Source organism: Capnocytophaga cynodegmi (assembly GCF_002302475.1).
In the GTDB taxonomy this organism is placed as follows: Bacteria; Bacteroidota; Bacteroidia; order Flavobacteriales; family Flavobacteriaceae; genus Capnocytophaga; species Capnocytophaga cynodegmi.
Map to the genome: position 1 here is coordinate 2627123 of NZ_CP022378.1, position 13353 is coordinate 2640475.

14 protein-coding genes are annotated in these 13353 nt (G+C 32.7%); 10 read left to right on the forward strand and 4 right to left on the reverse strand.

Annotation, left to right across the window (positions count from 1 at the left end):
- Positions 1 to 23 precede the first annotated feature (23 nt).
- Both CGC48_RS11580 and CGC48_RS11585 read left to right on the forward strand, forming a co-directional pair.
- Positions 24 to 629, forward strand: coding sequence for a hypothetical protein (locus tag CGC48_RS11580; protein ID WP_098029692.1), 606 nt, complete (start codon positions 24 to 26; stop codon positions 627 to 629).
- 409 nt (positions 630 to 1038) lie between these two features.
- A complete protein-coding gene (locus CGC48_RS11585; protein WP_198537141.1) occupies positions 1039 to 1899 on the forward strand; it encodes an endonuclease/exonuclease/phosphatase family protein in 861 nt (286 codons plus the stop codon).
- On the opposite strand, the gene tsaE is transcribed toward CGC48_RS11585, so the two are convergent.
- From tsaE to CGC48_RS11600, 3 genes are all read right to left on the reverse strand, one after another.
- A complete protein-coding gene (gene tsaE, locus CGC48_RS11590) occupies positions 1883 to 2299 on the reverse strand; it encodes a tRNA (adenosine(37)-N6)-threonylcarbamoyltransferase complex ATPase subunit type 1 TsaE (protein ID WP_098029693.1) in 417 nt (138 codons plus the stop codon). The genes CGC48_RS11585 and tsaE overlap by 17 nt on opposite strands.
- 93 nt (positions 2300 to 2392) lie before the next feature.
- Positions 2393 to 3148 carry a shikimate dehydrogenase family protein gene (locus CGC48_RS11595; protein ID WP_098029694.1) on the reverse strand — a complete coding sequence of 252 codons (756 nt, stop codon included), beginning with the start codon at positions 3146 to 3148 and terminating at the stop codon, positions 2393 to 2395.
- 118 nt (positions 3149 to 3266) lie between these two features.
- A complete protein-coding gene (locus tag CGC48_RS11600) occupies positions 3267 to 4196 on the reverse strand; it encodes a DUF368 domain-containing protein (protein ID WP_098029695.1) in 930 nt (309 codons plus the stop codon).
- Positions 4197 to 4455: 259 nt separating this feature from the next.
- Between CGC48_RS11600 and CGC48_RS11610 the strand changes: the two genes are divergently transcribed.
- The 8 genes from CGC48_RS11610 (at position 4456) to CGC48_RS11645 (ending at position 12693) form a co-directional block, all read left to right on the forward strand.
- Positions 4456 to 5109: an epoxyqueuosine reductase QueH gene (locus CGC48_RS11610; RefSeq protein WP_098029697.1), complete on the forward strand. Its 654-nt coding sequence runs from the start codon at positions 4456 to 4458 to the stop codon at positions 5107 to 5109.
- Between the two features lie 70 nt (positions 5110 to 5179).
- On the forward strand, positions 5180 to 5899 hold the full coding sequence (truB, locus tag CGC48_RS11615) for a tRNA pseudouridine(55) synthase TruB (RefSeq protein WP_098029698.1): 720 nt from the start codon (positions 5180 to 5182) through the stop codon (positions 5897 to 5899).
- Positions 5896 to 6807 carry an energy transducer TonB family protein gene (locus CGC48_RS11620; protein ID WP_098029699.1) on the forward strand — a complete coding sequence of 304 codons (912 nt, stop codon included), beginning with the start codon at positions 5896 to 5898 and terminating at the stop codon, positions 6805 to 6807. Before truB ends, CGC48_RS11620 begins: the two co-directional genes overlap by 4 nt.
- 10 nt (positions 6808 to 6817) lie before the next feature.
- Entirely contained in the window at positions 6818 to 7858 is a 1041-nt protein-coding gene (locus CGC48_RS11625; protein ID WP_098029700.1) for a glutaminyl-peptide cyclotransferase, read from the forward strand.
- Between the two features lie 257 nt (positions 7859 to 8115).
- A complete protein-coding gene (locus tag CGC48_RS11630) occupies positions 8116 to 10320 on the forward strand; it encodes a RelA/SpoT family protein (RefSeq protein WP_098029701.1) in 2205 nt (734 codons plus the stop codon).
- Between the two features lie 18 nt (positions 10321 to 10338).
- The gene (locus CGC48_RS11635) at positions 10339 to 10869 is read left to right on the forward strand and encodes an RNA methyltransferase (protein WP_098029702.1); all 531 of its coding nucleotides are present in this window, start codon (positions 10339 to 10341) and stop codon (positions 10867 to 10869) included.
- Positions 10870 to 10958: 89 nt separating this feature from the next.
- Positions 10959 to 11858, forward strand: a complete 900-nt coding sequence (locus CGC48_RS11640) for a NifU family protein (RefSeq protein ID WP_098029703.1) — start codon at positions 10959 to 10961, stop codon at positions 11856 to 11858.
- Positions 11859 to 11895: 37 nt separating this feature from the next.
- Positions 11896 to 12693 carry a rhomboid family intramembrane serine protease gene (locus CGC48_RS11645; RefSeq protein WP_232780515.1) on the forward strand — a complete coding sequence of 266 codons (798 nt, stop codon included), beginning with the start codon at positions 11896 to 11898 and terminating at the stop codon, positions 12691 to 12693.
- Here the strand turns inward: CGC48_RS11645 and CGC48_RS11650 are convergent.
- Positions 12690 to 13106: an acyl-CoA thioesterase gene (locus CGC48_RS11650; protein WP_098029846.1), complete on the reverse strand. Its 417-nt coding sequence runs from the start codon at positions 13104 to 13106 to the stop codon at positions 12690 to 12692. The genes CGC48_RS11645 and CGC48_RS11650 overlap by 4 nt on opposite strands.
- Positions 13107 to 13353 lie beyond the last annotated feature (247 nt).

Consider the following 13353-nt stretch of genomic DNA (forward strand, 5'->3'; position numbering starts at 1 on the left):
AACAACTAAAAATTAAAAAAACAATGCGAATAGGAACACGTTTAGCTATCTTATTGTACCAAAATGATGTATATCAGAGAGCGATTGAAATCAATACAAATGATTATCGACTTGATGATGCCATCGGATATAGCCTTTGGGATATTAATGAGTTCGACAAGGAAGAGGATATGAAAAAATATCAACTTACAGAACAAGAATATGAAGCTATTCAGTTTGATTATTTTTGGTTAGAAGATTTACTTGTAAAGATAAATAGCTATCATTCTGAATTGGATTATTCCAAGATTCGTGTTAAAAGATTTTCCAAACCAAGTAAGTTAAGAGAGCTTTTAGAACGAATTTATTTGATTGAAAAAGAACACATACAGAAGGATTTATCTGACCTAAGTAGTAAAATACGAAATCACAGACAGGAATTAACTCAGACTAAAATTTATATGGGAAGAGTTCCTAAGGAAGATGTTCCTAATTTTGATGAAGTACTTTCGGCAATGGACAATATCGAGCGGAAATATATTGGGCATTATGATAAAATAAGTTTTATCAATTTGCTTGGAATTCTAACAGGAACACTTATGGACATTACCGATGACTACAATGTCAGAATTATTATGTTTGCAGGATAAAATGGAACATTATTTTTAAATTTCCAAGTAAAAACTGAACAAATGAAAAATATCTGAAATAGAAACTAATAAATAAAGTTTCTTTTCAAACAGGTTAAATAGTTAATATTACAATTTTCAGTTCATTTAGGAGTAATAACTTTTTTATTCTTTGGGGAATGGAAGTTTTACAGGTTAAACAATTCATTTTACTAAGTTATTTATTAATTTTTTCTTCATTCCTCTTTTTAAAATTTTAGGATAGGGGGCGGTTGTTTTTTAAATTTTTTTAATTTTTAGGATTTTTATGTATTTATTGCCTCCTATCTTTTTTTGATTTATTTTTTTGGGTAAAAGATAGGAGTTTTAATATTTTAGAGGATAAAAAATAGTATATTAAAAAGTGTATTTTTATTAAATTAGATAGATTATGTTCATAAAACAAAGACAAATTCAGTTATTTTTGATGGTATTTGTCATATTTTTTGGCAAATTGAGTTATGCTCAGACTTTTGACGTGATGACTTTCAATATTCGTCTTGATAATACGGGCGATAAGGAAAATTCTTGGACAGATGGTAATCGAAAAGAACGTGTTGTGAGGTTTCTTAAGGCACAAAATCCTGCTATTTTGGGTGTTCAGGAAGCATTACATCATCAAGTAACATTTTTAGAGGACGCTTTTCCGAATTATCAGCGTGTGGGAGTAGGAAGAGACGACGGAAAGCAAGGTGGGGAGCATATGGCTGTTTTTTTCGATAAGAAAAAATTTAAGTTGCTTGATAGCGGTCAGTTTTGGCTTTCACAAACTCCCGAAGTTCCATCGAAAGGCTGGGACGGAACTTGTTGCAATCGTATTACAACTTGGCTCAAATTGCAGCAAGGCAATACGGAGTTCTTTGTATTCAACACACATTTCGACCACGAAGGAAAGGTAGCTCAGCGGGAAAGTGCCACTTTGATTTTGGATAAAATAAAAGAAATTACAGGTAATTCAAAAGCAAATGTGATACTTATGGGTGACTTTAATGTTCCACCACAACATGAAGGTATCGTTGCCATCAAAAAACAACTCAAAGATACTTACAAACCTTATAACAACATTCCTAAAGGCACATTCACAGCGTTCAAATTAGATGAAGCTCCTCAAGAACGTATTGATTTTATTTTCATTTCCGAAGGTTTACAGGCGAAAAATTATAAAATCATAGATAAAAAAATTGACGGACTATATCCGTCAGACCATTTTCCTGTGAAAGTGCGTGTTAAGCTCCCTAATCGGAAGGATTGATAATTTTTAGCTTTCTTTTGTCGGTATCAATCCACTGAATTTCAATCGTGGTGTAACGTTCAGGTAGGTAAGAGCTTACGCGTTCTGCCCACTCAATGAAGCACCACGCCCCAGAATATAGGTATTCTTCAAAGCCAATATCAAAAGCCTCTTCCTCGTGTTCAATACGATAAAAATCAAAATGATATACGATGTTGTCATCACTTTCATAATGATTTACCAAACCGAATGTGGGGCTTCCCGTAACGTCGTCAATGGCGAGGGCTTTTACTAACGATTTGATAAGTGTAGTTTTTCCCATTCCCATACTTCCTTCAAAAACAACAACTTTGGAAGAAAGTAGAGGAAGTATCTGTTGTGCAACTGCGTCTATTTCGGATAAAGAATATGTTATTTCCATACAAAAGTGATTATTTTAGAATTTTTAGAGACTTAAAAGCTGATATTTAAGTCATTTTTTACTTTGATTTATATTGATTAGGTGATATTTTAGTTATTTTTTACTTTCATTGGAGATTTCATTCCATATTTCCCACGCTTTTTCAGCCTGAAGTTCCAACATTTTCCGTCCGTTAATGATGATTGCTTTCTTTTTTTCTCCTTTTTGCAAGAAAGTTGTTTTCTCTGGATTGTAAATTAGGTCGTAAAGCAGATGTTCTGAGGTCAGAAATTGGTATGGGATAGGAGGGAAGTCTTCTACATTAGGGAAAGTTCCTAAAGGCGTACAATTGATGATGATTTTGTATTTGTTTATAATTTGTGAGGACAAATCCGAGTACGAAAATTGCCCCATTTTGGGTGTTCTGGACACAAACCGAAAAGAAATTCCGAGCTTTTTCAGTGCATATGCCACCGCATTGGACGCTCCGCCTGTGCCTAAAATCAGAGCTTTAGTGTGATGTTCTTCCAAAAAAGGCTTTAATGATTCGCCAAACCCAAAATAATCGGTATTGTATCCTATCAATCCTTCTTGGGTAACTTTGATGGTGTTCACCGCCCCGATTTCTTCTGCTATAGGGTCTAATTTTGCCAACATAGGAATAATTTCCTTTTTATAAGGAATGGTTACGTTCATTCCTTGTATGTTTGGATTTTCCTGAAGTTTTTGAGGCAGCTCATCAACAGAATTCAAATCGAAATTGACATATTCAGCATCTGAAATGTGTACTTTTTCAAATTTTTCTGTGAAATAAGCCCTTGAGAAAGAGTACGAAATATTTTTCCCTACCAAAGCAAATAAACGTTTCATAATATTTATTTTTCAGACTATATTATATATCACCAGTTTAAAGTCATTGCAATTTAAAAATGAGACTATTTTAAATATTTTTAAAACAATCTCATTGTAATTATATTGTTAATGTTCTTTATCGGTTTGTTTTCAATTTTCCTGCCCATTTTTCAAGTCCGTACAACAGGAAAAAACCTGCCAAAGCCATTGTAATTGCAAGAATTACTTGCGGATTTCCTTCGTAGGAAGTGGGTAGAATGCTTTTTTCTAACAACGGAATTACTTTTCCGTGAGCATCTACTTTGGTTGAAATAACTTCTTTCCAAGGCCAAACTTTATTAAGTGAGCCAATTATGAAAGCAGTTAAGGAAGCAATAGTCAAATTCCGATGATGTTCAAAAAGCCATTTTAATATTTTGGAAAAACTTAGTAATCCAAAAACAGCACCCATTGCAATTATTGCTAATATTTTAATATTTTTTTCATCAACGGCGGTAAGAACAGTGTCATAAGCTCCCAGAAGGACCAAAATAAAAGCTCCTGAAATACCAGGAAGAATCATCGCACAAATAGCCAAAGCTCCAGCAAAGAATAAAAATATTAATCCGTTGTGGCTTCCTAAAGGAGGTAAAGTTGTTATTCCGTAGGCAACTACAAACGAAATAATCATTACCAGAATTGTAGCCAAACTCCATTTTTGTATGTCTTTCGCTAAAAATAAAATACAGGCTACCATCAATCCGAAAAAGAAAGACCAAACCAAGATAGGCTCGTTAGCCAATAACCATTTTATGCCCTTTGCTAATGAAAAAATGCTAATTGCTACTCCTAAAAACAGGGCAAGAAAGAAATTTCCGTTAATATGCTTCCAAAAGGGAGTAATTCCTTCTTTTCTAAGAATTTTTAAAGCCCCTAAATTGATTTTGCTGATAGAGTCAATAAGTTCTTCGTAAATCCCAGAGATAAAAGCTATTGTTCCTCCTGAAACTCCTGGGACTACATCAGCTGCTCCCATAGCCATTCCTTTTAAGGAAATCAAAATATAATCAAAAAAATTTCTTCGCATTCTTTATCGTTTAATAATTGTGTGCAAATGTACATAAAATAATCATAAACCCCAAAGGCTTTTTTTGTATAACAAAATGCTTATTTTCAGTAAGAAACAAATATGTTTTAAGAACATTAATTTCAAGATGTTTTATGTGAATTTTTTTCAAAAATAGTTTGCATTTCTTTAGTTTTTTCAGCTTTACAAAAAAATATTTTATAATAGCTGTGAAAGACATCAAAAAAATTACTTTATTTGCAAAAAAATAAAAGAGAAAATGACTTTAATTCGTGAGAAATTAGCACTTCCTAATAATGGCAAAAAACTGCTATTACACTCTTGTTGTGCCCCTTGTTCGGGAGAAGTAATGGAGGCTATCCAAGCTTCGGGTATTGAGTTTACCATATTTTTCTACAACCCTAATATTCACCCTTTGAAAGAATATGAAATCAGAAAAGAAGAGAATATTCGCTTTGCTGAAAAATGCAATATTCCTATCATTGATGCTGATTATGATGTAGATAACTGGTACGAACGTGCCAAAGGAATGGAAATGGAACCCGAAAGAGGCATTCGCTGTACGATGTGCTTTGATATGCGTTTTGAACGTACAGCTTTGTATGCTTACGAAAATGGTTTTGATACCATTACAAGTTCACTGGGGATTTCGCGTTGGAAGAATTTTGACCAAATCAACGATTGTGGCGTTCGAGCTGCAGAGAAGTACGAAGGAATAACCTATTGGACACACAATTGGCGAAAAAAAGGAGGTTCTGCCCGAATGCTTGAAATTAGCAAACGAGAACAATTCTATATGCAAGAATATTGCGGTTGTGCTTATTCATTGCGTGATACGAACAAATGGCGACTTGAAAACGGACGAGAACGCATCAAAATTGGAGTAAAATATTACGGTGTTGATGATAATTAATTTTTGTAAACAAAACATTATCAAATAATAAAAAAAATACAACTTACATCTATTAAGTTTTTAAATATATATGACAGAACATTTTTTAACCCCTGAACAACTTCTTGAAGGTCAAATTTTACTGATTGACAAGCCTTTACATTGGTCTTCATTTCAGGCGGTTAATAAAATTAAATGGTCTATTATAAAAAACTACAAACTAAAAAAAATTAAAATAGGACACGCTGGAACTTTAGACCCTCTCGCTTCGGGTTTGCTTGTCATTTGCACGGGAAAATTCACCAAAAAAATTACCGAATTTCAAGACGCTCTAAAAACCTACACAGGAACCATCCGATTGGGGGCAACCACTTCGTCATTCGATTTGGAAACAGAAATAGAGCAAACCTTTCCGATATCACATATTACTCCCGAATTGATTGAGCAAGTCCGTCAGCAATTTATAGGAGAAATAGAGCAAACTCCGCCCGTATTTTCTGCTATAAAAAGAGAAGGGAAAAGGCTTTACGAATTGGCTCGTGAAGGGGAGGAAACCATAGAAGTTCCTAAGCGAATCGTTCAAATACAGCAATTTAATATTGATATTAGACATTTCCCTGACATTGATTTTGAGGTAGTTTGCAGTAAGGGAACTTACATTCGTTCTTTAGCGAATGATTTTGGAAAAGCCTTGCAAAGCGGTGCTCATTTGGTCGCTTTGAGGCGTACGAGAATTGGTGATTTTTCTGTTGAAAACACCCTTTCTCCTGATGATTTTGTAGAGCAAAAAATTCTAAAAAAACTAAGATGAAAACCATCAATGACCTTTATGAAAACAGACATAAGCCTTATGAAATAGAGGTTGAAGCAAAGAAGACTATAAATCAGCTTTTTGAGGAAAAAGTCAAAGAGAAAGAAACCTTGAATGAGAAAAAGGTAAAATCTGATAAGAAAGTTGTTTTTTTTCAAAAAAAACGTAAAAAAACAAGTGGTTTTCGGTATGAAGTGGAATACTTTTTCTCTTTATTCTCAGATTCGGACAAGTCAATAACAGTGACCTTGTTCATTATGTTTTGTTTGGTAATTTCGCTTCTCGTAATACAACTTCAGAATCACGAGAAGGAAATTATGATTGAAATGAGCCACATTTCTGACTTACCAGAAGAAATTGAAGAGAAACCCAAAGAAATTGAAGAATTAACGGAAACTCCTAATAATACGAAAGTTACGTTGAGTGCTTACAATGAGTCGGATATGAATTTACAACATTCGGAAGATGCTCACAAAAGCCTTGATGAGATTTTAGCAGAGCGTGAGATGATGGAAGCCAACGAAGAATTATTGACTTCAAACGCTCCTAAAACAGATTTAATTTTACCTACAAATATAAAAGTTGAGGAAAAAACTTTAACTAAAAATGACGATGTTGTTAATAAAAATGCTCTGGTGAAATATGCATTGACTGACAGAACTTTACGAGAAGAATTGCCAAATCCAATTTTTACTTGTGAGAGATATGGTAAGGTAGTGGTTATCATAAAAGTAGATGAGTCAGGTAATGTAATTGAAGCAACAATTGATAAGGTAAATTCCACAACTTCAGATGGTTGTCTTCTTGATAATTCCTTGTCGTATGCTCAACAAGCTCGTTTTAATAGTGTACAAGGAAGAGGTGTACAGGTCGGTACAATTACGTATTCTTTCCAGCAAAAAAGATAATTTTTTTGAAATGAAAACTATTTTTCTATCATTTATTTTGAGTTTTTTACTGATTTCCTGTAATGGAATAGGAACACAAAAAAAGGACAAATTTAGTATTGAAATCACTCCCAAGAGTAAACAATATCAACTGAATGATATTCTTGATTTTGACATATCTAAAAATAATTTTGGGGAAGATGTTACAGATGTGACATACAAAATCAACGGAAATACAATTCCTGAAGCAAATAGAAAATACCAGCTTAAAGATGTTAAATTAGGCAAACAAATTTTGGAGGCTGAAATAACAACCCAAAGCGGAAAAACGCACAAAATACAGAAAGAAATAACTATTTTAGCGAATCAGTCACCCAAAATTTATACTTACAAAGTTTTAAACACATATCCTCACGACAAAAAATCATACACGCAAGGATTTGAATTTGTGGGAGATACAATCGTAGAAAGTACAGGTCAGTACGGGAAATCTTCTTTGAAAAAATGGAATATTTTTACAGGGGAAATATATAAAAACATTCAATTAGATTCACAATATTTTGGTGAAGGGGTAACGATTCTTAATGAAAAAATAATTCAACTGACGTGGCAAGAAAACAAAGGTTTGATTTATAATTCTGATTTAAAACAAATTGGAAGTTTCAAATATGGAAAAAGTAAAGAAGGTTGGGGAATTTGCCACAACGGAGAAAAAATATACAAAAGTGATGGTTCAGAAAAAATATGGATTTTAAATTCTGAAACTTTTGAAGAAGAAGATTTTATACAACTTTGTACTGATAAATCACTCTTTTCCAATGCTAACGAGTTAGAATGGGTTAATGGGAAAATCTATGCAAATACGTACCAAAAAGATGGTATAATGATAATTAATCCTGAAAATGGGGCGATTGAGGGAATAATTGATGTTCGTGGACTGAAAGAAAAAGTAGAACAAATTGATGAATTGGACGTTTTAAACGGAATTGCGTATCACCCTGCTCGTAAAACATTTTTTATTACAGGAAAAAACTGGAGTTTGGTTTTTGAAGTCGTCTTTGAAGAAAAATAATATTTTTACTTGTATTTTTTGAATTTTTATTCTTCTCAATTTTTACCACATATCTTCTAAAATAAAGACAAATCTTTTGCCTTAAGCTACTCAGTTGTGAAATTATAATAAAAAAATCTATAAAAAATGTAAATAGAATTATTATTTTATATAATTTTGCAAGGTACGGTTGAAATTGTATATCATTCTTTCATAAATGAATATGATGTACTGTTTTTTCCACAAATAGTTAATATAAGAAAAATACGTTTGATACTATGGAATGGAGACTTGATTTAGAGGAAGAAAATAAAGCCATTGCAAGGGAATACAAAGAGCTTTTAAGGATTAGTTACCAAACACTTACAGAAGAAGATAAAAAACTTATTCGCTTGGCTTTCGATACGGCAGTTGATGCTCATAAAGACCAACGCAGAAAAAGTGGAGAGCCCTATATTCTTCACCCAATTGCTGTGGCTAAAATTGTTGCTTCACAAATAGGATTAGACGCAGTTTCTATTGCAGCAGCCTTGCTACACGATGTAGTGGAGGACACTGACTATACAGTGGAAGATATGGAACGTCTTTTTGGAACAACTGTAGCTCACATTGTTGAGGGACTTACAAAAATTTCACATCTCAGTCGTGAAAATGATGTTTCATTACAGGCTGAAAATTTCAGAAAGTTACTTCTTACAATGAATGATGATGTTCGTGTAATTATCATCAAAATTGCTGACAGACTGCATAATATGCAAACAATGGATTCGATGGCAGAACACAAACAAGCCAAAATAGCCTCCGAAACCTTGTATATTTATGCTCCTTTGGCGCATCGTATTGGTCTTTATAATATTAAAACTGAATTAGAAGATTTAGGTTTAAAGTACACAGATTCAGAATATTATTATAGTATTCTTGGTAAAATGGAAGAGTCCAAAGAGGAGCAAAAATCTTACATTGAGTCCTTTACTGAAATAATAGAATCATCTCTGAATAGTCAAAAGATAAGTTATCGTATTAAGGGTCGCCCGAAATCAATTTATTCCATTTATAAAAAGATGGAGGCTCAAAACGTCACTTTTGAGGAAATATACGACAAATTTGCAATACGTATTATCTATGAAAGTTCGCCTGAGGAAGAAAAATTTTTGGCTTGGAAAATATATTCTATTGTAACTGACCACTTTCGACCTAATCCCACACGTCTGAGAGATTGGATATCTGCCCCAAAATCAACAGGATATGAAGCATTGCACATTACAGTTATGGGACCTAAAGGACGTTGGGTAGAAGTGCAAATACGAAGTGAACGAATGCACGAAATTGCTGAAAAAGGATATGCAGCACATTTCAAATACAAACACGGAAATCAAAAAGAAGCAGGTATTGAAGAATGGCTTAATCGTCTGCAAGAAGTTTTGGAAGGCAGTGAAGGCAATGCAGTTGATTTTGTAGAGGATTTTAAGTTAAATTTATATGCTAAAGAAATCTTCGTTTTTACTCCCAACGGAGAAATAAAATCGTTGCCAAAAGGAGCAACTCCTTTGGATTTCGCTTTTTACATTCATACGGGAGTTGGAATGAAAACGCGTGGAGCGAAAGTAAATAATAAACTTGTTCCATTAAGTCACGTACTACGAAGTGGCGACCAAGTGGAGATTATCACAGCCGAAAATGCAAAACCTAACAAAAACTGGCTAAATTATGCCACAACAGCTAAAGCCCGAAACAAAATAAAATCGGCATTAAAAGAAGAGGTTAAGATTGTTGCTTCGGAAGGTAAAGAACTTCTGATGAGAAAGTTAAAACAACTCAAGTTGATTCTTACAGAAGATGTTGTAAATGATTTAGTTAGTCATTTCAAAACTAAAACGAGTTTAGATGTTTTTTATCAAGTAGGAACAGGAGAAATTACCAACCAGATGTTGCGTGATTTTGTTTCAAAAAGAACTTCATTTTTTAACTTTTTCAAGAGTAAAATCACCACAACCAAAAAGCCTGTTGAGGAAGTCGTTCACAAGCCCAACGAGCATTATGATAGCATTGTTTTTGGTAAAGAGGAAGAAGCCTTGGACTATACTTTTGCCAAGTGTTGTAACCCAATCCCTGGTGATCCTATTTTTGGATTTATTACTATAAATGAAGGAATTAAGGTTCATAAAAAGAATTGTCCTAATGCTATTTCGATGCAATCAAATTATGCATATCGGATTATTCCTGCCAAGTGGGTAAAATCGGAAGAGCAAGAATTTAAAGTTGCTGTCCGAATAAGTGGATTAGACCGTGATGGTTTGGTAGGAGATATTTCACGGGTAATTTCTGAAAACAAATTTGTGAAGTTAACCAATATCAATATTGATGCAGAGGGGAATATGTTTAACGGAAAAGTTTCAATTACAGTAAATAACAACGCCACTCTAAAAAAGTTGATGCAAGATTTGAAAGTTCTGAAAGGAGTAGATAAAGTGGGTCGCCTATAATTTTTTACACAACAAAATATGCGGAAATTAGCCAATAGTGAGTTACAACGATTAGAAATAGAAGAATTTAAAAAAGCAACTAAAACACCACTCATTGTAATTTTAGATAATGTTCGGAGTTTGAATAATATAGGCTCTGTTTTTCGAACTTGTGATGCTTTTTTGATTGAAAAAATATTTCTTTGTGGTATAACGGCAACTCCTCCGAATAAAGAAATTCATAAAACAGCACTTGGGGCTACAGAAAGTGTTGATTGGGAGTATGTTAAAAGTACAATTTCGGTTGTGGAACGCTTAAAATCAGAAGGAATTCGTGTCATTAGTGTTGAACAGACAGAAAAATCCGTAATGCTAAATGATTTTCAGCCCAACTTAGCCACAAAATATGCAGTTATATTTGGAAATGAGGTAAAAGGGGTGGAGCAGGAGGTGGTTTCTGCTTCTGACGGAGTTATTGAAATTCCTCAGTATGGAACAAAGCATTCTTTAAATATTTCGGTAAGTGCAGGAATTGTCATTTGGGATTTGTGGAAAAAATTGAATCAATAAATGGCGTTTAAAAAGGGTTCGATTAAATTTTTCTGTAATAATTTTCGGAAGAGCAAAAAAATGAATAGTTTTGCCAAAATTTATTCGAAATGACAGATATAACACTTTCCATACAAACCACAAATAATCCTGAAATTATAAAATTAGAAGCTTCAAAGGCTTTGGTAAAAGGAAGTTACGAGTTTAAAAATATTGATGAAGCGAAGAATTCTCCTTTAGCCAAGCAACTTTTCTATTTGCCTTTTATAAAAACTATTTATATTTCAAGTAATTTTATCGCACTAAAACGCTATCCTATAGTGGAATGGAAAGATGTACAAGAAGAAGTAGCCGAACAGGTATTGGAATATATCAAGTCAGGTAAAGAATTGATTATTAATGATTCAGTAGAGGTGAAGAATCCAATAACTGTTTATGCTGAAAGCACTCCTAATCCTGCTGTAATGAAGTTTGTAGTAAACAAACAATTGGTTCCTGAAATTTTTGAATACAAAAACATTTCTGAAGCCAAAGACGCTCCGCTGGTGACCGCTTTGTTTGAATTTCCTTTTGTGAAAGAAGTTTTTTTGGATAACAACTATATATCTGTAACAAAGCACGATGTTGTTGATTGGTATGATGTTGTTATGGAGTTAAGAGAATTTATCAGAAATTATTTAGTTCAAGGTAATGCCGTTATCTTATCTGGTGAAATCAAGAAGCGTATAGAAAAAGAGCAGAAAAAGGAAAATAAGATTATCACTACTGATATAACTTCTCAAAAAATAGTTTCAATTCTCGACCAATACATAAAACCAGCAGTAACTCTTGATGGAGGAAACATTGAATTTATCTCATATAATAATGATAATCATTTAGTTGAAGTGATTCTGCAGGGTGCTTGTAGTGGCTGTCCGTCATCAACGTTAACTTTGAAAAATGGTATCGAGTCAATTTTAAAAGAACAATTACAAAATCCTGACATTCGTGTTGTTGCTCTAAATGGTTAATTATTTGTTACAAAAATTACAAATAAAGAGGATAAATTTGGCAGAACAAGTAATTCTGCTTAACGTGTTATTATTTTTAATTACTCGCTCACTAATAGTTTTTTTAGAGCTTTCGCAATTTCAAATTAATACGTGGGTAGGATTACCACAGAGTATAAATGAATTTTTAATAAGACCTTGGACGATAGTTACTTATTCTTTTTTTCACGCCAATTTCCAACATCTATTTTGGAATATGTTGATGTTATTTTTTGCAGGACGTATATTCTTCAATTTATTTAATAATAAACAATTTGTAAGGGTTTATTGTACAGGAATTATTTTCAGCGGAATCTCCTTTTTGCTCATAGAGGCGTTGTTTCCTTTTTTATTTGATGGTTCTATTTTGTTGGGAGCATCGGGCGCTATTATGGCTTTGTTGGTTTTTATTACCGTTATTGTTCCAAAATACACAGTCTATTTGCTGTTTTCAATTCAGATGAAACTATGGGTGGTTGTTTCGTTTTTAATATTGTATGATATTATTCAGATTTCATCGAATCCTGGTGGCAAAATTGTTCATTTGGGAGGAGCTTTCACGGGGTATTTTATAGGAATTTTAGCTAAAAAACCAATTTATTTAAAAAGCAAAAAAAAAGTTAAATTAACAAAAAATAATGTTTCTGATAAAAATGTAAAACCTTTAAAATCAAATAATGATTTGAGTGAATCTCAGAAATTAAAACAACATAAAGTTAATATTTTATTAGATAAAATCAGTGCAAGTGGCTATACAAGTTTAACTGAAGAGGAGAAAAAATTTTTGTTTGAAGTAAGCAAAGATATGAATAGTTAAACTTCTTTTTTAGCTTCAATAAGAGCTATAATTTTTTCAGGGCAGCGGGTTGGTTTCCAAGTTTTCATATCAACAAAAACTAATGTTGTATTTGCAGTTGAAATTATTTCTCCTTTTTCGTTAATTATCTCATAATCAAACTCTATTTTGCTTGAAGAAATATTTTTGAATTTTGTTCTGATAGTGATTAATTCATCGTAAAAAGCTGGTTTTTTATAATTTATCTGCAAAGAAACTACGGGCAACATAATTCCTTCTTCTTCCAATTTTTTGTAAGAAATCCCGAGATCTCTAAGCCATTCTACTCTTCCCAATTCCAAATACTGAGGATAATTACCATAATAGATAACGCCCATTTGGTCAGTTTCCGCATAACGAGTTCTTAAAGTATAGTCAAAATATAAATCTTTCATATTCAGAGGGTATTTTTGCATTAACAAAGTTTAACTTTTCTTCCTTGTAAAAAAAAATGAAAAAAACAAGGGTTAAATAATTTTTTTTATTCAAAATTTATTCACAATTTTGCTTCCTCGAGAAGGTGACATTTTGGTGTGTGTTTATTTAATTCTCGCAAATTTATATGTTTTTTTGAAAAGAGCAACAGATAAAATACTTAATCTCTCATTAAGTAGGAATAATATTTTGACTTTTTAATCAATA

Excerpts from the sequence above, each read along its gene's own strand:
- CGC48_RS11625 (WP_098029700.1), top strand. The coding sequence starts at position 6,818 with ATGAAAACTATTTTTCTATCATTTATTTTGAGTTTTTTACTGATTTCC.
- CGC48_RS11585 (WP_198537141.1), top strand. The coding sequence starts at position 1,039 with ATGTTCATAAAACAAAGACAAATTCAGTTATTTTTGATGGTATTTGTC.
- CGC48_RS11635 (WP_098029702.1), top strand. The coding sequence starts at position 10,339 with ATGCGGAAATTAGCCAATAGTGAGTTACAACGATTAGAAATAGAAGAA.
- CGC48_RS11595 (WP_098029694.1), bottom strand. The coding sequence starts at position 3,148 with ATGAAACGTTTATTTGCTTTGGTAGGGAAAAATATTTCGTACTCTTTC.
- CGC48_RS11640 (WP_098029703.1), top strand. The coding sequence starts at position 10,959 with ATGACAGATATAACACTTTCCATACAAACCACAAATAATCCTGAAATT.
- CGC48_RS11610 (WP_098029697.1), top strand. The coding sequence starts at position 4,456 with ATGACTTTAATTCGTGAGAAATTAGCACTTCCTAATAATGGCAAAAAA.
- CGC48_RS11630 (WP_098029701.1), top strand. The coding sequence starts at position 8,116 with ATGGAATGGAGACTTGATTTAGAGGAAGAAAATAAAGCCATTGCAAGG.
- tsaE (WP_098029693.1), bottom strand. The coding sequence starts at position 2,299 with ATGGAAATAACATATTCTTTATCCGAAATAGACGCAGTTGCACAACAG.
- CGC48_RS11580 (WP_098029692.1), top strand. The coding sequence starts at position 24 with ATGCGAATAGGAACACGTTTAGCTATCTTATTGTACCAAAATGATGTA.
- CGC48_RS11600 (WP_098029695.1), bottom strand. The coding sequence starts at position 4,196 with ATGCGAAGAAATTTTTTTGATTATATTTTGATTTCCTTAAAAGGAATG.
- CGC48_RS11650 (WP_098029846.1), bottom strand. The coding sequence starts at position 13,106 with ATGAAAGATTTATATTTTGACTATACTTTAAGAACTCGTTATGCGGAA.
- truB (WP_098029698.1), top strand. The coding sequence starts at position 5,180 with ATGACAGAACATTTTTTAACCCCTGAACAACTTCTTGAAGGTCAAATT.
- CGC48_RS11620 (WP_098029699.1), top strand. The coding sequence starts at position 5,896 with ATGAAAACCATCAATGACCTTTATGAAAACAGACATAAGCCTTATGAA.